General features: G+C 63.0%; 19 protein-coding genes. 16 read left to right on the top strand and 3 right to left on the bottom strand.

The window, feature by feature from the left end; genetic code table 11:
• Positions 1 to 45 precede the first annotated feature (45 nt).
• From AC0L3E_RS10875 to AC0L3E_RS10840, 8 genes are all read left to right on the top strand, one after another.
• On the top strand, positions 46 to 834 hold the full coding sequence (locus AC0L3E_RS10875; protein ID WP_128308936.1) for a HalD/BesD family halogenase: 789 nt from the start codon (positions 46 to 48) through the stop codon (positions 832 to 834).
• Between the two features lie 107 nt (positions 835 to 941).
• The gene (locus AC0L3E_RS10870; RefSeq protein WP_023808713.1) at positions 942 to 1,634 is read left to right on the top strand and encodes a GntR family transcriptional regulator; all 693 of its coding nucleotides are present in this window, start codon (positions 942 to 944) and stop codon (positions 1,632 to 1,634) included.
• Between the two features lie 36 nt (positions 1,635 to 1,670).
• Entirely contained in the window at positions 1,671 to 2,777 is a 1,107-nt protein-coding gene (locus AC0L3E_RS10865) for a mandelate racemase/muconate lactonizing enzyme family protein (protein ID WP_256745827.1), read from the top strand.
• A 1-nt stretch (position 2,778) separates the two neighbouring features.
• On the top strand, positions 2,779 to 3,963 hold the full coding sequence (locus AC0L3E_RS10860) for a mandelate racemase/muconate lactonizing enzyme family protein (RefSeq protein ID WP_473604780.1): 1,185 nt from the start codon (positions 2,779 to 2,781) through the stop codon (positions 3,961 to 3,963).
• Between the two features lie 168 nt (positions 3,964 to 4,131).
• Entirely contained in the window at positions 4,132 to 5,796 is a 1,665-nt protein-coding gene (locus AC0L3E_RS10855; protein WP_473604778.1) for an ABC transporter substrate-binding protein, read from the top strand.
• 155 nt (positions 5,797 to 5,951) lie between these two features.
• Positions 5,952 to 6,905: an ABC transporter permease gene (locus tag AC0L3E_RS10850; RefSeq protein WP_127270253.1), complete on the top strand. Its 954-nt coding sequence runs from the start codon at positions 5,952 to 5,954 to the stop codon at positions 6,903 to 6,905.
• On the top strand, positions 6,902 to 7,780 hold the full coding sequence (locus AC0L3E_RS10845) for an ABC transporter permease (protein ID WP_473604777.1): 879 nt from the start codon (positions 6,902 to 6,904) through the stop codon (positions 7,778 to 7,780). Before AC0L3E_RS10850 ends, AC0L3E_RS10845 begins: the two co-directional genes overlap by 4 nt.
• Positions 7,773 to 9,803, top strand: a complete 2,031-nt coding sequence (locus AC0L3E_RS10840) for a dipeptide ABC transporter ATP-binding protein (RefSeq protein ID WP_473604776.1) — start codon at positions 7,773 to 7,775, stop codon at positions 9,801 to 9,803. The genes AC0L3E_RS10845 and AC0L3E_RS10840 overlap by 8 nt, the downstream gene beginning before the upstream one ends.
• A 26-nt stretch (positions 9,804 to 9,829) precedes the next feature.
• Here the strand turns inward: AC0L3E_RS10840 and AC0L3E_RS10835 are convergent, their stop codons facing one another.
• Complete coding sequence (locus tag AC0L3E_RS10835; RefSeq protein ID WP_473604775.1) at positions 9,830 to 10,732, bottom strand: LysR family transcriptional regulator; 903 nt, start codon at positions 10,730 to 10,732, stop codon at positions 9,830 to 9,832.
• 112 nt (positions 10,733 to 10,844) lie between these two features.
• Between AC0L3E_RS10835 and AC0L3E_RS10830 the strand changes: the two genes are divergently transcribed.
• The 6 genes from AC0L3E_RS10830 (at position 10,845) to AC0L3E_RS10805 (ending at position 18,775) form a co-directional block, all read left to right on the top strand.
• Entirely contained in the window at positions 10,845 to 12,500 is a 1,656-nt protein-coding gene (locus AC0L3E_RS10830) for an ABC transporter substrate-binding protein (protein ID WP_473604774.1), read from the top strand.
• A 17-nt stretch (positions 12,501 to 12,517) separates the two neighbouring features.
• Positions 12,518 to 13,387 carry a DUF427 domain-containing protein gene (locus AC0L3E_RS10825; RefSeq protein ID WP_127321479.1) on the top strand — a complete coding sequence of 290 codons (870 nt, stop codon included), beginning with the start codon at positions 12,518 to 12,520 and terminating at the stop codon, positions 13,385 to 13,387.
• 89 nt (positions 13,388 to 13,476) lie between these two features.
• A complete protein-coding gene (locus AC0L3E_RS10820) occupies positions 13,477 to 14,241 on the top strand; it encodes an SDR family oxidoreductase (RefSeq protein WP_127321480.1) in 765 nt (254 codons plus the stop codon).
• A 418-nt stretch (positions 14,242 to 14,659) separates the two neighbouring features.
• A complete protein-coding gene (locus tag AC0L3E_RS10815; protein WP_127328478.1) occupies positions 14,660 to 15,634 on the top strand; it encodes an ABC transporter substrate-binding protein in 975 nt (324 codons plus the stop codon).
• Between the two features lie 76 nt (positions 15,635 to 15,710).
• Positions 15,711 to 16,796 (top strand): quaternary amine ABC transporter ATP-binding protein, encoded by a 1,086-nt coding sequence (locus tag AC0L3E_RS10810; protein WP_128307695.1) that lies wholly within the window; start codon positions 15,711 to 15,713, stop codon positions 16,794 to 16,796.
• Positions 16,793 to 18,775, top strand: coding sequence for an ABC transporter permease (locus AC0L3E_RS10805; RefSeq protein ID WP_128307694.1), 1,983 nt, complete (start codon positions 16,793 to 16,795; stop codon positions 18,773 to 18,775). Before AC0L3E_RS10810 ends, AC0L3E_RS10805 begins: the two co-directional genes overlap by 4 nt.
• An 11-nt stretch (positions 18,776 to 18,786) precedes the next feature.
• On the opposite strand, the gene AC0L3E_RS10800 is transcribed toward AC0L3E_RS10805, so the two are convergent.
• Complete coding sequence (locus AC0L3E_RS10800) at positions 18,787 to 20,145, bottom strand: NAD(P)-binding domain-containing protein (RefSeq protein ID WP_128307693.1); 1,359 nt, start codon at positions 20,143 to 20,145, stop codon at positions 18,787 to 18,789.
• Positions 20,146 to 20,461: 316 nt separating this feature from the next.
• On the opposite strand from AC0L3E_RS10800, the gene AC0L3E_RS10795 reads away from it, so the two are divergent.
• Positions 20,462 to 21,178 (top strand): helix-turn-helix domain-containing protein, encoded by a 717-nt coding sequence (locus tag AC0L3E_RS10795; protein WP_127270283.1) that lies wholly within the window; start codon positions 20,462 to 20,464, stop codon positions 21,176 to 21,178.
• A 150-nt stretch (positions 21,179 to 21,328) separates the two neighbouring features.
• Complete coding sequence (locus tag AC0L3E_RS10790) at positions 21,329 to 21,700, top strand: endonuclease domain-containing protein (RefSeq protein WP_127320072.1); 372 nt, start codon at positions 21,329 to 21,331, stop codon at positions 21,698 to 21,700.
• Between the two features lie 119 nt (positions 21,701 to 21,819).
• On the opposite strand, the gene AC0L3E_RS10785 is transcribed toward AC0L3E_RS10790, so the two are convergent.
• On the bottom strand, positions 21,820 to 22,860 hold the full coding sequence (locus AC0L3E_RS10785; protein ID WP_127328482.1) for a heme-dependent oxidative N-demethylase family protein: 1,041 nt from the start codon (positions 22,858 to 22,860) through the stop codon (positions 21,820 to 21,822).
• Positions 22,861 to 22,864: the final 4 nt, after the last annotated feature.

Below are 22,864 nucleotides of genomic sequence, written 5' to 3'. Positions count from 1 at the left end.
ATTTTTTTGCCGTCTCATAAGCTCACAACCTTCGGAGCCATGACGATGAAAGACATCCTCGATCTCGACCTCTATCCGCTAGACCGCGAAGGCAGCGCTGAATGGCAGCGCCTTGTCGAACAATCCGTCGCCGCGCTCGAAGCCGACGGCATGTTCAATCTGGAAGGGTTTTTGCGCCCCGGCGTGGCGGAACAAGCCGTGCGCGAAATCCAGCCGGTGATGGCCGCGCGCTCGCATGTGCACAAGCGGATGCACAACATCTACTTCAAGCCTGACATCCCCGAGCTTGCACCCGACCATCCGGCGCTGCGCAAGGTGGAGACCATCAGCCACACCGTCTGTGCCGACCAGATTCCGGCCAGCGTCGTGCTCGCCATCTACGAATACGAACCGCTGCTGCGCTTCCTGGCGGCGACGATGGGCAAGACCAGGCTGCATGTCATGCAGGATCCGTTGGCGCGAACCAATGTCATGGCCTATCGCGCCGGCGAGGCTTTGAACTGGCATTTCGATCGCTCCGAATTCACGACGACGCTGCTGCTGCAGGCAGCGGAATACGGCGGCGACCTCGAATACCGCACCGATCTGCGATCTGACGGCAATCCCAACTATGACGGCGTCGCAAGGCTGCTGGACGGGCGCGATCCCGATGCAAAGATCCTGCGCATGAAGCCCGGCACGCTGAATGTCTTCCGCGGCAAAAACACCGCGCATCGCGTCACCACGGTCGAAGGCGAGCGCGAGCGCATGATCGCGGTGTTTTCCTACTATGAAAAGCCCGGCGTGATGTTCAGCCCCGAGGAGCGGGTCGGCTTCTACGGCCGTGCCGCCTGAGACCGAAAGGCCGACATGCCAACGGCCCCCAAGAATCCGAAGATGACCTCTTGTTAGATTGTCGACAATCTGCTTGTCTTGCTTTCGATTTCCCTGGGAGTGGCCGAATGGCGAAAGCGGATTTCAGTCCGATTGCGGACACGACGCGACGCGCCGAGATCGTCGCGCTGTTGCGGCGCGCGATCCTGACCGGGCAGCTCGCACCCGGCCAGAAGCTCAACGAGCTGCGGATTTCCGAACAGATGCGGGTCAGCCGCGCGCCGTTGCGCGAGGCAATGCGCGAACTGGTCCAGGAAGGCATCCTGACCAGCATCCCCTATGCCGGCACCTTCGTCATCGAGGTCACAGCCAAGGACATCGACGATGCCTATTCGTTCAACAAGGTGATGGACGAGCTGGCCATCGAGCGGGCGTGGCCGCTGCGCGACCAGCGCTTCTTCGACGAGCTCGACCGGCGTCACGAAGCCGTGAAGCAGGCGACCCGTGCGTTGGACACGACACGCCAAATCGAAACCGCGCTGCAACTGCATGGCCTGATCTACGAATGGGCCGACAATTCGGTGCTGCTGGAAACCTGGCAGCGGCTGACCAGCCGGCTGCAGATGTATTTTGCGCTCCACCAGCATGCCCGCAATGAGCCGGTGCCGGCCGAAGACGTTCACGAAACCTATGTGCGGTTGCTGAAGGGCAAGGACATGCGTGCAGCCCAGCGCCATGCCAGGGAGCACATCGATCTCGATTTCGAGGAGTTGCTTGCCTATGCGCGCGGCCTCGAACAACGCCCGTCGAGGGGCGCCTGACCCGTTCCCCACCATCACAGACAGCGGACAAGACACGTGCAGATCGAAACCATCAAGGCCTACCATGTCGTGCAGCCCTTCGTGGACGGGCCATACCGCATGTCGAAGGGGCGCGAGGCCGACGCTTTCGACGCGGTGATCGTGTCCATTGCATCAGACAGCGGCATCACCGGCTGGGGCGAGATGGCGCCGCTCGGCAATTTTTACTCGGCAGCCTTCCCGGCCGGCGTTCGCGCCGGCGTGGTCGAGATCGCGCCGCATCTGATCGGCCATGATCCGCGCGGACTAGCCAGCATCGGCCGGCTGATGGACACGGTGTTCAAGGGTCATCCCTACATCAAGTCGGCGCTCGACATGGCCTGCTGGGATCTGGCGGGGCGCGCCGCCGACGTGCCGCTGGTCACGCTGCTCGGCGGCAAGGAAAGCGACACCGCAGAACTCTACAAGGTCGTCACGCACGGCAGCGTCGACGCCATGGCCGCGCTGGCCAAGCGCATCGTCAAGGACGGCTTCCACCGGCTACAGGTCAAGGTCGGCGGCAATGTGCATGACGACATCGAACGTGTCACCGCGGTCGCCGCCTCAGTGCCGAAAGGCACGGTCATCTTCTGCGACGCCAATGCCGGCTGGACGCCCTATCAGGCTCGCCAGTTCGCCGACGCGACGCGCAGCATCGACTACACGTTCGAGCAGCCCTGCACCACGATCGATGAAAACATGTCGGTGCGCCGCATGCTCGACAAGCCGATGGTGCTCGACGAATCCGTCACCTCGCTCGAGGCGATGCTGGAAATTCATCGCCTGGGTGCGGCCGACGGGCTGACCCTGAAGATCTCGCGCCTTGGCGGGGTGACGAAGACGCGCCAGATCCGCGACGTTGCCGTCGACCTCGGCTTCATGATCACGGTCGAGGACACGGGCGGCGCCGAGATCGACACCGCGGCGATGGCGCATCTGTCGTTGTCGACGCCGGAAGAGCGCCGGCTGCATGCCATCGCCTTCCATGAATGGGTGACGGTGCGCACGGCGTCGAACATGCCGCCGGTCACCGGCAGCCGCATGGGCATTCCGGACGGACCGGGCCTCGGCATCGATGTCGTTCCCGATTTGCTCGGGAAGCCCTTCTTCGAGGTCGGCCGCTGAGATGAAGATCCGCAGCATCAAAGCCACGCCGATCAATTTGCGCCTCGAAGCGCCCTATGCCTGGGTGTTCGGCGAGCTCGACGGATTTTCGCCGACCATTGTCGAAGTCGAGACGGAGGATGGCTTGGTCGGCCTCGGCGAAGCGCCGACGCCGGCGGCGGCCACAATCATCAACGATGTCCTGGCGCCAAGGCTGGTCGGGCGCGATGCCTTCGACATCGCCGGCGCCGAACATGTCTGCCTGCCCTTTTGGACCGGCGTGCAGTCGATCAACGACCGTACCCGCATCATGGCTTTCGGCGCCATCGAGATGGCTTTGTGGGACCTGCGCGGCAAGGCGTGGAACCAGCCGCTCTACCAGTTGCTCGGCGGCGCCGTGCGCAAGGACATCCCGTTCACCGACTATTTTTCGCTGCGCGGTGACGGGCCAAAGGTGAAGGGCGAGACGACGCCCGAGGAAGTCGCCGACTATTGCGTCGAATTGCACGAGACGCATGGAACGACCTTCTTCGAAGGCAAGTTCTCAACCGAAGACCCGAAAGTCTCGCTCAGGATGGTCGAACTGATCCGTCGGAAACTCGGCGACGATGCGATGATCCGTATCGATTCCAACCAGGCCTATTCGCTCAGCACCGCGCGGCGGCTGGCGCGCCCGCTGGAAGAATTGGGCGTGCGCAACTGGGAGGATCCGGTGGCGACCATCGAGGAGATGCGCGAATTGCGGCGCCATTGCTCGATCCCGTTCTCGACCCACAACATCGACATTGCGCGCGCCATGGAAACCAAGGTGCCGGACGCTTTCGTCGGCAACCCGACAACGCATGGCGGCATCGGCCGCCTGCTGCGCTTCGTCGGCGCCTGCGAGCACGCCGGCATCGATTTCTGGTGCTACAGCGGCGACAGCGGCATCGGCAGTGCCGCCTATCTGCACCTGTGCGCGGCACTTGGTTGGATCAGGGAGCCGAACCAGTCGCTGTTTCGCATGCTGCCGATGGATGTCACCGAGGAAGGGCCGTTTTCGCCAAGGAACAATTTCGTGCGCGTTCCGGAAGGTCCCGGTCTCGGCGTCACCTTGTCGCGCGAGAACCTCGCTGCCTGTCACAGAGACTTTACCGAGAAAGGACCGTGCAACAAGTATCATGACCCGGCAAAGCCCGGAACCTATCGCCGTTTGCCGCTGAACTAGACGGCGGCAGCGGTGCAGCCAGGAATCCGACACGTCCACGTTACGACTGGATGGACCGGACAAAACCGCATGCTAAAGTTTCGGTCGACAGACCTCTCTGGCGGCCGAAAAATGGAGCAATCCACGAAATTTCGTCAACCATAAGAATAGGGGAAAGGGTAAAAACCCATGAGCAAGAACTTTGGCATTCTCGACCTGATCCGGCGCAATCGCACGCCGCTTGAAAATCACCTGATCGACGGCCTTGTCGACGGTCGTGTCAGCCGCCGCGACTTCGTCCGTCACGGCAGCCTGCTCGGCCTGTCGCTGCCGCTGCTGGGCCGTATCGGCATGGCCGCCGGCCTCGGCGGCATGCCGTCGCTGGCGCGTGCCCAAGGCGCACCCGGCGCCACCATCCGTGTCGCCAGCAGCGTGCCGGCAGCAACGATCGACCCAGTCACCATTGCGGACGCCGGCGGCCTGCTGGTGATGCAGCAGGTTGCGGAATTCCTTTGTGTCGACGGCCCCGACCTGGTGCTGCAACCGGCGCTGGCCGAGAGCTGGAAGCCGAACGACAATGGCACGGTGTGGACCTTCAAGCTGCGCAAGGGCGTAAAATTCCACAGCGGCGGCGAGATGAAGGCCGAGGACGTCGTGGCCAGCATCGACCGCCTTGCCGATCCGGCAAATTCGTCCAATGCGCTGTCGGTGTTCACCGGCATCCTGCAGAAGGGTGCTTCCAAAAAGGTCGACGACTATACGGTGGAATTCCACCTCGACGCCCCGAACGGTAACTTCCCCTACATGCTGTCGTCCGACAACTACAACGCCGTCATCATCCCGGCGAGTTACAAGGGCGACTACGAGAAGAGCTTCGACGGCACCGGGCCGTTCAGAATAGAGAAATACACGGCAAAGGTCGGCGCCTCCTTCGTCCGCAACGAGGACTATTGGGGTCCGAAGGCATTGCCGGAACGCACCGAATTCACCTTCTTCACCGATATGCAGCCACAGATCCTGGCATTGCAGGGTGGGCAGGTAGACATCATCAACCAGATGCCGGTGCTGGCCGGCGTCGCTCTGCTCAACGACCCGAACGTCGACATCATCAGCCTGAAGTCGTCGGCCCATCAGCAACTGCACATGCGCTGCGACGAGGGCCCGTTGAAGGATGCGCGCGTGCGCCGTGCCATTGCGCTCTGCCTCGATCGCGACAAGCTGGCCGCCGGCCTGATGAAGGGACGCTCCGCTCTGGGCAATGACAGCCCGTTCGCCGCCGTCTACCCTTCGACCGATACGAGCGTGCCGCAACGCAAGCAGGATATCGCCCAGGCCAAGCAGCTCATGGAAGCAGCCGGCCTTGGCCAGGGCTTCAAGATAACCCTGACCACCGAACGCTACCTGGAAATCCCCGAATACGCCCAGCTCATCCAAAACTGGGTCAAGGAGATCGGTGTCCAACTCGACCTCAACATCCTCGACCAGAGCGGCTATTACGGAGACGCGGTGTTCGGCAAATCGAACTGGCTGGATTCGGTGATGGGCATCACCGATTACGGCCACCGCGGCGTGCCGAACGTCTATCTCGCGGCGCCGCTGAAGAGTGAAGGCACCTGGAACGCGGCGCACTTCAAGAACAAGGACTATGACGCGCTGGCGACCAGCTACATCGCAGCCCTCGACCTCGAGGCGCAGAAGGCCGACGCCGGCAAGATCCAGAAGCTGCTGCTCGAGGAAACGCCTGTCATCTTCGGCTATTTCTACGACTATCTGACGGCGACGGCGAAGGGCGTGGCCGGCGTACAGCCGACCGCCATGTCGCAGCTGTTCCTGGACAAGGCATCGAAGGCCTGAGCTAACTCCTTGTTGGAGCATGATCTCCGGACAAAACGGTTCCCGTTTGTCCGAGAAAACCGGTACCCACTTTTCGGGATCATGCTCAGAAGGGAAAGCCAATCCTCTAACAGCCAGCTCCCGCATGGGGGCTTGCTCCACAAGGAGTCCTAGCCATTCTCTCCTTCCTTGTCCGGCGTGTCTCGCTGTCGCTCGTCACGCTGTTCCTGCTCAGCATCATGGTGTTCCTGGGCGGCCAGGTGCTGCCCGGCAATGTCGGGCGCGCCATATTGGGCCCGTTCGCCGACCAGCGCGCGGTCGACGCGCTCAATCACACGCTCGGCGTCGATCGCCCGCTGCTAACGCAATACTGGAGCTGGATCTCCAACTTCGTCCAGGGCGACATGGGTACGTCCTACATCTTCCGCTCGCCGGTCGCGCCTTTCGTCATCGATGCGCTGGGCAATTCGATGAAGCTGGCGGCGGTCGCCTTCGTGCTGGTGGTGCCGATCGGCATCCTCGGCGGCGTCGTCGCCGCACTCAACCTCAACCGCCCGCTCGACCGCATCATCAGTCTCGGCGGCCTGTCGGTGACGGTGCTGCCGGAATTCGTCACCGGCATCATCCTGATCCTGATCTTTGGTGTCTGGCTGCGCTGGCTGCCGATATCGGCCGCATGGCCGCGCGACGCCGGCTTCTTCACGCAGCTCTATTACCTGATCCTGCCCTCGCTGCCGCTGTTCCTGGTGCTGTTCGGCTACATCGCCCGCATGGCGCGTTCCGGCATGATCGAAGCGCTCGATTCCGACTACACGCGAACGGCCGTGCTGAAGGGCCTGCCCTGGCGCACGGTGATCTGGCGGCATGTGCTGCGCAATGCGTTGTTGCCGACCATCACCGTCATCGCGACACAGACCGGCTATCTCATCGGCGGCCTCGTCGTCATCGAAACGCTGTTTCGCTATCAGGGAATCGGGTCGCTGATCTTCACCGCCGCGCGCGGCAAGGATTTCCCGATGCTGGAATCCGGCATTCTCACCATCGGCATCGTCTATGCCGTGGCCACCCTTGTCGCCGACTTCCTCTATTCCGTGCTCAATCCGCGCATCCGGCTGGGGTCAGATCAATGAGCGCCGTCCAAACCAGCTCTCCGACACCAGACGACACGCGCCGGCGCGGCCCGCTGGCGGAAGTCCTCTTCTCGCTGTTGCGCTCGCGAACGTTCCTTGTCGGTTTCGCCATTGTGCTGTTCTGGGTTGCCTGCGCGCTGTTCGGCGAGCATTTCGCACCTTATGATCCACTTGCCGACGACATCATCAACGCGCTGGCGCCGCCCTCTTCCGAGCATTGGTTCGGCACCGACCAGATCGGCCGCGACGTCTTCTCGCGCGTTATCGTCGGTTCGCGCGACATCCTGACCGTCGCCCCGCTGGCGACCTTGCTGGCGACCGTGGCCGGCACGGCGCTCGGCCTCGTCACCGGCTATTTTCGCGGCCTCGTAGACGATGTCGTCAGCCGCATCCTGGAAGCCTTCATGGCGATCCCGGTGGTCATCGTCGCGCTGCTGGCCATCGTCGCGCTCGGCACCTCCAAAACCACGGTCATCGTCGTCATCGGTCTCAGCTTCGCGCCAATCATCGCGCGCACCGTGCGCTCCGCTGTGCTGGCCGAGCGCGAGCTCGACTATGTCGCCGCCGCACAGCTTCGGCATGAAAGTGCGCTGCATACGATGTTCGTCGAGATCCTGCCCAATGTCATCCCGCCGATCCTGGTCGAAACCACCGTGCGGCTCGGCTATGCCATTTTCGCCGTCGCCACGCTCTCCTTCATGGGCTTTGGCATCCAGCCGCCCTCGCCCGACTGGGGGCTGTCGATCTCCAACAATTACGGCATGATCGGCGGCGGCTTCTGGTGGACGGTGCTGTTCGACGCGCTCGCCATCGCCTCGCTGGTGATCGGCGTCAACCTGGCGGCCGACGGCGTTCACGGAGCGCTCAATGACTAGTTCCGCCAAGGCCGAAAACGCACTCGAACTCACCGATCTGTCGGTTGCCTACCGCGTCGCCGGGCGCAATCGCGCCGTGCTGCGCAACCTGAGCCTCACCATCGGCCAGGGCGAAGCCTATGGGCTGGTCGGCGAGTCCGGCTGCGGCAAATCCACCGTGGCGCTCACCGTCGTGCGCTATCTGCCGAGAAACGGCTCGATCACCGGCGGCGCCATCTCGCTCGATGGCCAAAACGTGATGAAGCTGGACGCCGAGGCGCTCAGGCGGGCGCGCGCGGAAAGCGTCTCCATGGTCTATCAGGACCCGGGCAAGGCGCTGAACCCATCGATCCGCGTCGGCCGTCAGCTGACCGAGATTTTTGAACTCGGCGGCATTTCGGGACAAGCGGCCACCGACCGGGCGATTGCGATGCTGAACCGCGTGCGCATCTCCGACCCCGTCAGCGTCATGCAGCGCTACCCGCACCAGCTTTCCGGCGGCATGCAGCAGCGCGTGGCGATCGCCATGGCGCTGGCCAACGATCCCTCGATGCTGATCCTCGACGAGCCGACCACCGGCCTCGATGCGACGGTGGAGGCCGAAGTGCTCGACCTGATCGCGCAGCTCAGGCAGGAACTGTCGGCTTCGATCCTGTTCATCAGCCACAACCTCGCCGTCGTTTCCAACATGTGCGACCGGGTCGGCGTGCTCTATGCCGGCATGCTGGTCGAGGAAGGACCAACGGAGGTCGTGTTCAACGATCCGCGCCACCCCTACACGGTGGCGCTGCTGCGCTGCCTGCCGCGCGGCGGCCAACGCAAGGATCAGGGGCGCCTCGACACCATTCCGGGTTTCCTGCCGGGCATCGGGGCCGACATCAAGGGCTGCGCCTTCGCCGACCGCTGCGCGCTCGCCGACGATCGCTGCCGCAGCGAATTGCCGCCGCTCTATGATCTGGGCGGCCGGCTGTCGCGCTGCTTCCATCACGACAAGGCACAGGCGCTGCCGCGCGCGACGCCGAGCGATGTGGCGCCTGTCCCAAAGCCCGCGGCAGCACCGGTGCTGCGCGTCGCCGGGCTGAACAAGACCTATGCCAGCCATGGCCATGCACTGCGCGCCGTCAAGGATGTCTCGCTCGATTTGCGGCCCGGCGAGACGCTCGGGCTGGTCGGCGAATCCGGCAGCGGCAAGACGACCTTCGCCAGGCTGCTGCTCGGCCTGGTGCCGCCCGATGAAGGCGGCACCATCGAGCTGGAAGGCAAGGCGCTGGCGCCACGACTGGAGAACCGCAGCGACGACCAGATCAAGGCGATGCAGATCGTCTTCCAGAACCCGGATTCGGCTCTCAACCGCTCGCATTCGATTCGCCATCTGATCGGCCGGGCACTGAAGCGGCTGGCCGGCCTCTCCGGCAAGGCGCTGGAGGCTCGTCTCAACGACCTTGTCCGCTCGGTGCGGCTCACCGACCGGCATCTTGCCGTCAAGCCGCGCCAGCTCTCCGGCGGCCTGAAGCAGCGCGTCGCCATCGCGCGCGCCTTCGCCGGCGACCCGCGCATCGTCGTGTGCGACGAGCCGACCTCGGCGCTCGACGTCTCGGTGCAGGCTGCGATCCTCAACCTGCTCGCCGACCTGCAGTCGAAGGAAGACGTCAGCTACATCTTCATCTCGCACGACCTAGCCGTGGTGCGTTACCTCTCCGACAAGATCGCCGTGCTCTATCTCGGCCGCATCATGGAGCTCGGGCCATCGGAGGAAGTCTTCTCCGGGCCGCATCATCCTTATACCGAGGCGCTGCTGTCGGCGGTTCCAAAACTGGACCGGACGGAGACGGCTCGCATTCGGCTCGACGGCGAAATCCCCAGCGCCACCACCCCCCCGTCGGGCTGCGTGTTCCACACGCGCTGCCCGCGCAAGATCGGCCCGATCTGCGAGCAGCAGGAGCCGCCACTCAGCGAAGCCCAGGCCGGCCATTCCATCCGCTGCCACATTCCTTACGCCGAACTGGCCAGGCTGCAGAGAGCGGTCGTAATCGAGCCGGCATAGCGCTGTCGCTCGCGTGGCTTGGCCAGTCAGATCTGGCTGGCCATGCTGAGAGCACGGTCACCTTCTGAAAAACCCTGCCCTTCGGCCCAGTCGCTGGCCAGCGTGCGCAGACCTGTGAGCGCGACATCCAGAACATCCGAGGACACGGGGTTCGAGGGATAGGCGAGGTAGATCGGCCGCTGGAACACCGGTGTGTTGTCGATGCGCCGCATCTCGCCGCGCTCGATATGGCCGCTGACGGCGCTGAGCGGCAGATAGGCGGCGGCTTGCTGCGACTGGACATGCTGGAGGCCGATGAAGACCAGCCCGGCCGAAATGGCCGGCTTGACCATGCCGGCAAAGGCGCGGTCGTGCTCGATGCGGAATTCCAGTCCCCAGTCCATCAGAATGTAATTTTCGGTCCACGGCTTGGTCTGAGCGGCGTGCTGCACCAGCACGACCTGATCGACGGCCAGCGTTTCGTAGACGATGCCGGGATGCGGCCGCGGCAGATAGAGGATGCAGATATCGAGCAGGCCTTCCGCCAGTTGGTCGATCGCCAGATCCGGGAAACTGCCTTCAAGCCGCAGCGCCACGTTCGGCCGCCTGGCGCGCATCCACTCGACCCATGGCGAGGTGATGCGGTCCCAGAGATAGGCAGGCGCGGTCAGCCGCAGCAAGGTTTCGTAGCCATCGGGAACGGCGATATCCTGCCGTGATTGCTCCCATGTGCGGGTGATGGACGATGCGTGCGGCAGGAACTGCCGGCCGGCAGGCGTCAGCGTGACGCCATCGCGGTCGCGCACGAAAAGCCGGCGCCCCAGCTGCTCCTCCAACCCCCTGATCCGCGCGCTGACGGTGGACTGGGCGAGGTTGAGCCGGCCAGCCGCGACGGTGAAGCTGCCATGCGTGGCGACTTCGAGAAAGCTGCGCAGATTCTCAGTGTCCATGCCCACCTCCTGCATCGAAAATTTCGATGGTCCCTATCAAAAAATATCGCTTTCCGGCGGCAGTCAACAATGAACTAGATGGCTGAACCCCAGACAAGCGAGGAATCCAGCCATGCCCAAGCATTTCCGGATGATCGACAACGCTCGCAGAACACTCACTGCAATCGAAAATTCCGCTGTCGACGAATTGCTGGCCGGCAGGATGGACCGCCGCGACTTCCTGCGCCATGGCAGCGTGCTTGGGCTTTCCTTGCCGTTCCTGGGCAGCCTTGTCGCGGCGGCCGGCCTCCGCACACAGCAGGCCCGCGCCGAGGGCAAGCCGGGCGGCACGGTGCGCGCCGGCGTGGCGACGCCGGGCGGCGCCATCGATCCCGTCACCTACTATGACAGCGGCAGCTACCAACTGGTTTTCCAAACCGCCGAGTTTCTCTGCATCACGCAGCCGGACCTCACTTTGAAGCCTGTGCTGGCAGAGAGCTGGGCGCCGAACGAGGATGGCAGCGTGTGGACCTTCAAGCTGCGCAAGGGCGTGAAATTCCACAATGGCGAGGATTTCAAGGCCGACGACGTCGTCGCGACCTTCGACCGGCTGGCCGATCCCAACGGCGCTTCCAACGCGCTTTCGGTGTTCAAAGGCCTTCTTTCGAAGGGCGGCACCCGGAAGGTCGACGACCACACCGTCGCCTTCCACCTCGATGCGCCGAATGGCAGCTTTCCCTATTCGGCGTCGATCGACAATTACAACGCCGTCATCCTGCCGGCGAGCTACAAGGGCGATTACGAAAAGACGTTCGAAGGCACCGGGCCGTTTCGGCTGGAGACCTACACGCCAAAGGTTGGCGCGACCTTCATCCGCAATCCCGACTATTGGGGCGAGAAGGCGCTGCCCGACCGGCTCGAATTCAAGTTCTACGGCGACGTGCAGCCGCGCATCCTGGCCCTGCAGGCCGGCGAAGTCGACATTCTCGATGCTGTTCCGCTCGATGTCAGCCAGGTCGTGCTGAACAGTCCTGATATCACCGTGTTGCGTGTCGCTTCGACCGCGCACCGCCAGTTGCACATGCGCTGCGATACCGGCCCCTTCACCGACAAGCGCGTGCGCCAGGCGCTGGCGCTGTGCATCGACCGCTCCAAGCTGGTCGACGGCTTGTGCCGCGGCATGGCGGCGACTGGCAATGACAGCCCGTTCGCGCCGGCCTTCCCGGCGACCGACAAGTCGGTGCCGCAACGCGTCCAGGACATCGCCAAGGCCAAGCAGTTGCTCGAGGCGGCGGGTCTCGCCGAAGGCTTCGACATCACGCTGACCACGCTGCGCTATTCCGACATTCCGGGCTATGCGCAATTGTTCCAGAATTTCGCCAAGGAGATCGGTGCGCGCATCTCGCTCAACATCGAGGACCAGGACAAATATTACGGCAAAGCGGTGTTCGGCCAGTCGGACTGGCTGGACAGCCCGCTCGGCATCACCGACTACGCGCATCGCAGCGTGCCCAACGTGTTCCTGAAGAGCCCGTTGGTCAGCGATGGCCCTTGGAACGCGGCGCATTTCAAGAGCCCGGCCTATGATGGCATGGTCGCCAGCTATCTCAAGGCGCTCGATGTCGGCGCGCAGCGCGCCGCCGCCTCCGACATCCAGAAATTGCTGCTCGACGAGACGCCTGTCATCTTCAGCTATTTCCCCGATCTGCTGGTGCCGGTGCGCAAGAATGTCAGCGGCCTTCCGCCGATCGCGGCCGGCCTGCTGCTCGACCGCGTGTCGTTGAGCTGATCGTGCGCCAGCGCCCGATGACAAAAGAAACAAAACGGGAGACTACCATTCGCAAGCCCCATCTGCGCGGCCGTGGGCCGCATTTTCCGCTGCTCGACACCATTGTGCAGTATGAATTCGAGCCGGGCTACATAGCCTTCACCATGCCGACGCAGAAGCGCCTGCGTGTGCAGGTGGGATCGATGACCGTGGCCGATACGACCAATGCCTTGGTGTTCTACGAATCCGATCACCTGCCGGTCTACTACTTCCCGATCGGCGACGTTCGCGAGGAATTCCTGCTGCCGAGCAAGACGACGACAGAGGACCCGTTCAAGGGCACAGCCACCCACTACTCGCTCAACACCGGCATCACGCTGGTCGAGGACGCGGCCTGGCGCTATCTCGATCCGATCAAGGGCTGTCCGCCGATATCGGACTACATGTCGTTCACCTGGAGCAAGATGGGCCACTGGTTCGAGGAGGACGAAGAAATCTTCGTCCACGCCCGCGATCCGTTCCGCCGGGTCGACTGCCTTCCGTCGTCGCGGCGCGTGCAGGTCATTCTCGACGGCGAACAGGTCGCCGATTCACGCCGCGGCGTGTTCCTGTTCGAAACCGGCCATCCGGTGCGCCACTATCTGCCGATCGCCGATACGCGGCTCGATATGTTCGCGCCCAGCCGCTACATTTCGCGCTGTCCTTACAAGGGCATCTCCAACTATTATCACGTGACGACCAAGGCCAAGCGTCACGAGAACCTGGTCTGGTATTATCCCGAGCCGGTGCACGAGGCGGAGCGCATCAAGGGGCTGGTCTGCTTCCACCACGAACTGGTCGACAAGATCCTGGTCGATGGCGTCGAAATCCCGAAGGAAGCCACGGCCGCGTCGAGCGGTTATTTCTGAGTATCGACGCCGCTTGAGCCATTTGCGCGCGGGCGCTTGATCGAAGCACGGCTCAGCGCATACCCTCCCTGGGCCAGGGAGGGCACTCGATGGATCTTTTCAAACTGAACGGCGATGTCGCGCTGGTCACCGGCGCCGGCAGCGGCATCGGCCAGGCAATCGCGATCGGACTGGCCGAGGCAGGCGCCGACGTCGCCTGTTTCGGCCATGCATCGAAGGGTGGGCTGGACGAAACCGCGCACCGGATCACGGCGCTCGGCCGCAAAGCGCTGGTGCTGACCGGTACAGTGACATCGCAGAGCGATCTCGCGACGGCGATCGATCGCGTCGAGAGCGAACTCGGTGCGCTCACCGTCGCCGTCAACAATGCCGGCATTGCCGGCTCCGAGCCCGCCGAGACGATGCCGCTGGAGACGTGGCAGAAGGTTCACGACGTCAATGTCGCCGGCGTGTTCCTGTCCTGTCAGGCCGAAGCGCGCAAGATGCTGGCGCGAGGCAAGGGCTCGATCATCAACATCGCCTCGATGTCGGGCACCATCGTCAACCGCGGCCTGACGCAGGCGCACTACAACTCTTCGAAGGCCGCCGTCATCCACATGTCCAGGAGCTTCGCCATGGAGTGGGCCGATCGCGGCCTGCGCGTCAATGTGGTTAGTCCCGGTTACACGCTGACGCCGATGAACAAGCGGCCAGAGGTGGCGGAAGAGGTGAAGATCTTCAAGCGCGACACGCCGATGGGGCGCATGGCGGCGCCGGAGGAAATGGTCGGGCCGACGGTGTTCCTCGCCAGCCGCGCAGCGAGCTTCGTCACCGGCCTCGACCTGATTGTCGATGGCGGCTACGTCTGCTGGTAAGAGCTCAGCTTCGCCTGCAGTCTGAATTTGTCGTCTCGCGAAGCGTTAGTCGTTGCGCGACATGAACCTTGGTATATATAATTTCATCCTATGAAACGGCCTTGGCGAGATGGGGCTTACCAGGCGGGTAGCCGAGATCATACGACCTTGATGGCTCGCACCTTGCAGGGCGCCGCAGGACTGGCATTCGATCCGCAGATGACCGCTCCCTCAGCGATCCGTCGGCAGTCATGACGCCGACACTCCGATCCTGTTCCATCATCACCAGAATTGAGCACCATCTTGCCTGCGCTGGCCAAAGCCGGGGCAATAATTTGGCGCCGACGGCCTTGCGCAAAGACCAGTCTTTCCAACACAATCAAGAAAAGCCGCAAGAAGGGAACGAACGATAATTTTCACAGCTTGAAGGAGAACAAGCATGTCATTTCGCAGCCAGATCTCGAAACTCTCGATGAGCGCCGTCGCGCTCGCGACATTAAGCCTGCTGACACCTTCCGCCCAAGCCGCCGCACCGGAATCCAACGATCCGATCAAGATCGCGCTGTTCGACTGGACCAGCGTCAACCTCAACGCCAAGATCCTCGGCGGCATCCTGGAAAAGCTCGGCTATACCGTCGAATATCCGACCGCCGACTACCTCTCCAGCCTGACCACAGGCCTCACCAATGGCGATCTCGATGTCGGCATGGAATTCTGGGACACGACCGCCGGCGAGGCCATGAAGGCCTCCGATGCGACAGGCCAGACCGAACGGCTGGGCAAGCTCGGCCCCAAGGCCAAGGAAGAATGGTGGTTTCCCGAATACATGAAGGAGAAGTGCCCCGGCCTGCCTAACTGGGAAGCGCTGAAGGATCCGAAATGCGCCGAAGCCTTCTCGACGGCGGAGACCGCACCGAAGGGGCGCTATCTCGGCGGCCCGGTAACATGGGAAGGCTTTGACGACGAGCGCGTCGAAGCGCTGAAACTGCCCTTCACCGTCATCCATGCCGGCACCGACGCGGCGATGTTCGCCGAGTTGGACTCGGCCTATCAGCGCAAAGCGCCGATCATGCTGTGGATCTATTCGCCGCATTGGGCGCCGGCCAAATACAAGGGCGAATGGGTTGAATTCCCCGAATACACGCCCGAGTGCTACAACGACCCGAAATGGGGCACCAACCCCGACGCCAAATATGATTGCGGCAAGCCGCATGGCGAGATCTGGAAGTACTCCTGGGCCGGCATGAAGGACAAATGGCCGGTCGCCTACAAGGTGGCGAAGGCCTACACGGTCGACACCGACGAGCTCAACAAGATGAGCGGCGAGATCGATCTCGGCGGCAAGACGCCGGAAGACGTCGCCGCCGCCTGGATCGCCGCCCACGAAGCCGACTGGAAAGCCTGGGCGCAGTGATCGTTCCGACTGGAAGATGAGACCCGGCTGCTGATCAGCCGGACCTCGGTTCTTGGTGTTCCAGAAGGACGTTTGAATGACGGACAAGGCTGAACAGGGCGCCAAGGGGGCGTGCACGCCAAAAGATGCCCGCCCGATAAAACTTGCCTGCCGCAATGTCTGGAAGCTGTTCGGATCGAACGCGGCCAATTTCATCCGCGAACGCGACGGCAAGGCCAGCATGGCCGACGTCACCGCCGCCGGGCTGGTCGGCGCGGTGCGCGCCGTCGACCTCGAAATCCGCCAGGGCGAGATTTTCATCATCATGGGCCTGTCGGGCTCCGGCAAGTCAACGCTGGTGCGCTGCATGTCGAGGCTTGTCGAGCCGACCCACGGCAAGGTCGAATTCGAAGGCAAGGATCTGCTGAAGATTTCGGATGCAGCGCTGATCGAGTTGCGACGACACCGCATGGGCATGGTGTTCCAGAATTTTGCCCTGCTGCCGCATCTCAACGTGCTGGAGAACATCGCCTTCCCGCTCAGCATCCAGGGGCAGGATCGGCAGACGCGCGAAGCAAGGGCGCGCGAGGTGATCGAACTTGTCGGCCTGCGCGGCCGCGAGCATTTCTATCCGCGCGAATTGTCCGGCGGCCAGCAGCAGCGGGTCGGCATCGCCCGAAGCCTCGCGACAAAACCGGAAATCTGGTTCCTCGACGAGCCGTTCTCGGCGCTCGACCCGCTGATCCGCCGCGAAATGCAGGATGAGCTGATGCGGCTGCAAACCATGCTGCACAAGACCATCGTCTTCATCACCCATGATTTCGACGAGGCGATCCGGCTGGCCGACCGCATCGCCATCATGAAGGATGGCGAGGTCATCCAGATCGGCACGCCGGAGGAGTTGGTGGTCAATCCGGCGACCGACTATGTCGCCGAATTCACCCGCGACGTCGACCGCGCCAAGGTGATCTCGGCACGCAGCCTAATGCGCGCCTGCGACGGCTCGGAGCATGGCGGCACCGTTGCCCCAGATGCCAAGATCGCCAGCTTCTCGGCCGGTATCGTTGCCGCCAACAAGCCGTTCGCGGTGGTCAACGGCACCGGCAAGCCGATCGGCGAGGTGACGCCGCAAGCGGTGATCGATTTGCTGGCCGGCATCGATCGCTCAAGGGTCGGCGCATGACGGTGACAGCAAGCGCCAGCGAGACGCGGTCGCGACCGATTCAGGTCTGGCTGCTGGTCTGGGTGTTCGCGCTTGCCGCCGTGCTTGTCGTGTTCTTGCTGCAGGACCGCCTGCCCTGGGCCGTCAACTATCCGGCAAGCGCCGTCGTGCCGGTCGCCGATTGGGTCAGCGCGCTGATGCGCTGGATCAAGTCGAACCTGTCCTGGCTGACCCGCTCGATCACCGCGGTGCTCGGCGTTCCCCTCGATTTCGCGCTCAATCTGCTGGCCAAGAATTTCAAGATCGGCCACGGTGCTGACGCCTCTGTCCTGCCGCGCCTGTCCTGGGTCGGCGTCTGCGCTGCCGCCTTCCTCGCCGGTCATGCCGTTGGCGGCAGAAAACTCAGCCTGCTGGTCGGCGGCTGCTTCCTCTACATCGCCCTGTTCGGCCAATGGACGAGCGCCATGCTGACGCTGGCGCTGATCTCCATCGCCGTGCCGTTCTGTATCGTCACCGGGCTGTTCGCCGGCATCTGGGCGTGGCGCAAGCCATGGGCCGAAAGGCTTATCGTCTCCCCTGCCCTCGACCTGATGCAGACGATTCCGACCTTCGCCTATCTCATCCCGATGCTGCTGCTGTTCGGCAACAGCCCGGTCTCGGCGATGATCGCGACCGCCATTTTCGCCACGCCGCCGATGGTGCGGGCGACGATGCTGGGCCTGTCGCGGGTGCCGTCGGAGATCGACGATTTCAGCGAAATGGCCGGCTGCACGGCGCGGCAGAAACTGTGGCGAGTGCTGCTGCCGTCGGCGCGGCCGACACTGATGGTCGGCGTCAACCAAGTGATCATGCTGGCGCTGAACATGGTGATCATCGCCTCGATGATCGGCGCTGGCGGCCTCGGTTACGACGTGCTTCTGGCGCTGCGCGCGCTGAAGGTCGGCGAGGCGATGGAAGCCGGCCTTGCCATCGTTGCGCTGGCCATTGCGCTCGACCGTCTGAGCCAGGCCATCGCGCACAAGCAGGCAAAGGGGAATACCCATCAGCAGGCGGGCCCGAGCCTCTGGCAGCGCTATCCCAATCTGACGCTGGCGATCGCCATCCTTGTGGTGACGACATTTCTCGGCCTGTTCGTGCCGGCCTTCGCGGCGGTGCCGAAGGCGATCACCTTCACCACCGCGCCGCTGTGGAAAGCAGCGGTGAACTGGGTGACGATCAATTTCTTCGACACGATTGAAGCATTTCGCGTGGCGCTGATCCTTAATTTGCTGAACCCGTTGCGCGCCTTTTGTGAAGGGTTTCCCTGGCTGGGCGCGGTGTTCCTGCTCGGGCTTGCCGGCTATCAGCTCTCCGGCCTGCGGCTGGCTGTCCTTGTCGCGGCGCTGACCGCTTTCTGCGCCATCACCGGCCTGTGGGAAAAGACCATGGCGACCGTCTATCTCTGCGGCATCTCTGCTTTCATCGCGTGCCTGATCGGCATCCCCATCGGGCTGATGGCTTCGCGCAGCGACCGTTTCGAGAAGATCGTCACGCCCGTCATCGACACGCTGCAGGTGCTGCCATCCTTCTGCTTCATCATTCCGGTGGTGATGCTGTTTCGGGTCGGCGACGTCACGGCGATGATCGCCACCATCGCCTTCGCCGTGGTGCCGGCGATCCGCTACACCAATCACGGCATCAGGCAGGTGCCACCGGCGCTGATCGAGGCAGCCAAGGTTTCCGGGTGCACGCCACGCCAGACCTTCTTTCGCGTGCAACTGCCGCTGGCGCTGCCGGAGATCATGCTTGGCGTCAACCAGACGATCCTGATGGCGCTGGCGATGATCATCATCTGCGCCATGGTCGGCACCCGCGATCTCGGCCAGGAAGTGTTCATCGCGCTGTCCAAAGCCGATTCCGGCCGCGGCATCGTCGCGGGCCTAGCCATCGCCTTCATCGGCATTGTCGCCGACCGGCTGTTCGGCGCCTGGACGGCGAAAGCCAGGGCAAGGCTGGGGTAGCAGGCGCCGCCCTACTCCGCCGCGACGCCCTTCACCTCGAGATAGCTCTCCATCGAATCGTCCAGCGCCTGCAGCCACGGCGTATGATGCAGCGGCGCCATGGTCCCGGTCATCAGCGAGCGGTAGGCGTGGTCGCGGAAGCCCATGATGTTCTCCGCCTTGTGGTGTTCCCATTCCATGAAGGTCTGGTTGACCGCCTCGACGTCGAAGCCCGGATAATCGGTCTGGTCCATCAATTCCTTGGTGTAGTCGCCCTGGAACCAGATCATCTGCTCGGCGTCTTCGAGCGTTTCCTCACGCGCCCTCCATTTCGCGCCGTGCGCAGCCATCGCCTCGGCCGAGGGCAGCTTGATGCGGCCCATGATGACGTCGCGGGCGAACCAGGCCTGCGCGTCGAACATGTTGAAGGTGTAGAACTGATCCTGCATGCCGATATAGGAAAGCTGCGGGTTCTTCTCCCAGACGACGCCTTCATAGAGGTCGAGCGGCCACATGCGGTTGGCTGTCTTGAGCTTCAGATCGTCGGTGAGGAAGGGGAAGGAGTGCAGGTAGCCGGTGCACAGGATGATGGCGTCGACATCCCTAGTGGTGCCGTCCTTGAAGTGGGCTGTCTTGCCTACGACCTTCTGCAGCAGCGGCACTTCCTGCCAATTCTCCGGCCATTTGAAGCCCATCGGCTTCGAGCGGTAGCTGGAGGTGATCGATTTGGCGCCATATTTGTAGCATTGCGAGCCGATGTCCTCGGCCGAATAGGAGCGGCCGATGATCAATATATCCTTGCCCTTGAACTCCATCGCGTCGCGGAAATCGTGGCTATGCAGGATGCGGCCGTTGAAGGTCGAAAAGCCCTCGAAATAGGGTACGTTGGGCACCGAGAAATGCCCGGAAGCGACGACGACATTGTCGAACTCTTCGGAATAGGTGACGTCGTTGGTGCGGTCATGCGCGGTGACGGTGAATTTCTTCGTCTCGTCCGAAAACGTCACCATGCGCACCGGGCTGTTGAAGCGCACCCATTTGCGCAGGCCGGATTTCTCGACGCGGCCCTTGATGTAGTCCCACAGCACGGCGCGCGGCGGATAGGAGCCGATCGGCCGGCCGAAATGCTCCTCGAAAGTGTAGTCGGCGAATTCCAGGCACTCCTTCGGTCCGTTCGACCAGAGATAGCGGTACATCGAGCCGTGCACCGGATCGCCATGCTCGTCGAGGCCCGTGCGCCAGGTGTAGTTCCACAGGCCGCCCCAGTCCGACTGCTTTTCGAAGCAGACGATCTCGGGAATGTCGGCGCCCTTGTCGGCCGCCGACTTGAAGGCCCTGAGCTGTGCCAGGCCGGACGGGCCGGCTCCGATGACGGCAACGCGACTTTTCATGGCAGGCCTCCCGATCTGGTTTCGACTTTTGTCTTGACGCAATTCCCAAGGGGAAAGCGCTATGCGCTTTTCCCGGAATTGCTCTTACGAAACAAATTTCACTCACAGGACAGTAATTGGCCCTTTCGTGCTGTCAACAGCCCGATGCTGAAACAAGGTTTCGCCGATGTGGATTTCCCGCGAAAAACCGGACGCGGCCAAACATCATTATCATGCGCATGCGCGTTCACGCGACTTGCCGTCGCAGTTGCGCTCCTGTATCGGCACCTGACATGTTCACCTAGAGTGAAATAAATCCCAGGAGTGCCGGGGCGACATGGCGAAGAAGGTTTCCGATCCCAAGGCTGGTCTCGCCGGTGCGACGGCCAAGCCGCTGCCAAAGGTTTCAGCCGACGGCAAGACCATCCGCGCGCCGCTGACGCAGAACCCGCATGCCATTCGCGACACGCGCGAAAAAGTGCTGGAGGTGGCGATCGGCCGCGAGGTGCGGGCGTTCCGCAAGAAGCTCGGCATCACCGTGGCTGATCTCGCGGTCGCCACCGACATTTCGCTCGGCATGCTGTCGAAGATCGAGAATGGTATCACCTCGCCGTCGCTGACCACCTTGCAGGCACTGTCGCGGGCGCTCGGCGTTCCGGTCACCGCCTTCTTCCGCCGCTTCGAGGAAGAGCGCAGCGCCGTCTTCGTCAAGGCCGGCCAAGGTCTCGATGTCGAGCGCCGCGGCACCCGCGCCGGCCACCAGTATAACCTGCTCGGCCATATCGGATCCAACACCAGCGGCGTCGTCGTCGAGCCCTATCTGATCACGCTGACCGAGGATTCCGATGTGTTCCCGACCTTCCAGCATGAGGGCATGGAGTTCCTCTACATGCTCGAAGGCGAGGTCGTTTACCGGCACGGCAGCAACCTCTACCCGATGAAGCCCGGCGACAGCCTGTTCTTCGACGCCGACGCGCCGCACGGGCCGGAGCAACTGACGAAACTGCCGATGCGCTATCTGTCGATTATTTGCTATCCGCAGAGCGCGGGTTAAGCGGGACTCGATCTCCCCTTGGTCTCTCGTGAGGAGATCGGCTTCGCGACGGCTCCTCTTTTGCACTGGTGATTGGCGAAAGCTGAAGTGACATTCGATCTCCCCCCTGGAGGGGGAGATGTCCGGCAGGACAGAGGGGGGCGAACCGCGATGACGCACAATCTGGTATCCGCCAACAGCCGCCGCAATGCGCGCACGATGCGCAAGGTGATGACCGATGCCGAACTCAAGCTTTGGAATGAGATCAGGGCACACAGGCTGATGGGACTGGGGTTTCGGCGCCAGATGCCTATCGCCGGCCATATCGTCGATTTTGCATGCCCGGACAAAAAGCTGATCGTCGAGCTTGATGGTTCCCAGCATGGCCGGGCCGAAACGTCGGAATCGGACGCTGCAAGAACCGCCAAATTCGAAGCGCTGGGCTGGACGGTCCTGCGCTTCTGGAACGACGATGTCATTCGCGATATCGACAATGTCTGCCAGCATGTCGTGATTGTGGCTGGGCTGGGCGACGCGTCGTAAGCGCGGAGGTGGAGATTGGGCAAGGCAGGCGCTCCACGGCGCCCCCCTCTGCCCTGCCGGGCATCTCCCCCTCTTGGGGGGAGATTGGCTGCTTTGGGGGCAGCGCCAACATCAGCTATTCAATCCGGCCCAAACCCTGGGCTCGTCGCGCTCCCATCGTCGAGCTTCGACAGCCACTCGACCAACGCCGGGCGATAGCGTGTCAGGCCCTTGTAGTTGGCGAGTTCGTCAGGCAGGTCGCGGATGACGCGGTGCAGGCGCCGTGCCCATTTGGGCTGCGTCGCCAGCTCATCCATCTTGATCAGATAGCAGCGGATCGGGAAGACGATGCCGTTGGAGCGCGGCAGTCGCCAGAAACTCTGCAGCTCGACACGCAGATGCACCTTGTCGCCGACATTGTCCGGCGTCACCGTCGCCCGGTCCGGACCCCATTTGTGGTAGTTCTCGGGGCTGGTGTCGAGGCGCGGATTGATGGTCATCGTCCAGTTCAGGCGCCGCGCCGGCTTGCCCTGCTGGATGTTGGTGAGGAATTTCAGCGCCCTGACGAAAATCCCCTTCTCATGCGCCAGCGGCACCGGCGCATGCCATTCGAAGAAGTTCATGCCGATGTCGAAATCGAGCGACCAGTCGGCCTGGGTGGTGACCATGCCGGCATCCATCCACAGATTGCCGTCGCGCTGGTCGAGGATGCAGAAATCGCCCTGGCTTTGCCGGGTGATGTATTCCATCGGGCCGTAAGGTAGCGTCGAGGTGTCGCCGAAAGTGAAGGTGTCGTCGATACCGAGCGGCCGGTTGATCCAGCGCCAGCGATCGCCGTCGCGGGTCAGCGTGAAATGCTCGGGATAGCCCAGCGCCTGCTGCTCCATCAAAAGCTCGAGCAGATCCCAGCCGGCCAGCGTCATGTGCGGCAGCGACTGGCAGCGCAGCGGATCCTCGGCCAGCACCAGCGCGCGGTCCTGCATCTCGGCGACATAGTGCTCATCGACGTCGATCAGGTTTTCCAGCACGCTGCCCCTGGGTCCGACGACATGCGGCTCGATGTTGACCGCATACATGTAGGCGTCTTCGTGGAACGGAAACGGGAAGCGCCTGATGTGCTCCGGGCTGTTCTTGAAGGTGAAGTCGTCGCGGAACGTTTCCTTGCGAAAGGTGATGCCCATGATT

This window comes from Mesorhizobium sp. WSM4822 (assembly GCF_055811155.1).
Note: the sequence above shows the minus strand (reverse complement) of the source record. Positions and strands in the feature narration are given on the sequence as shown.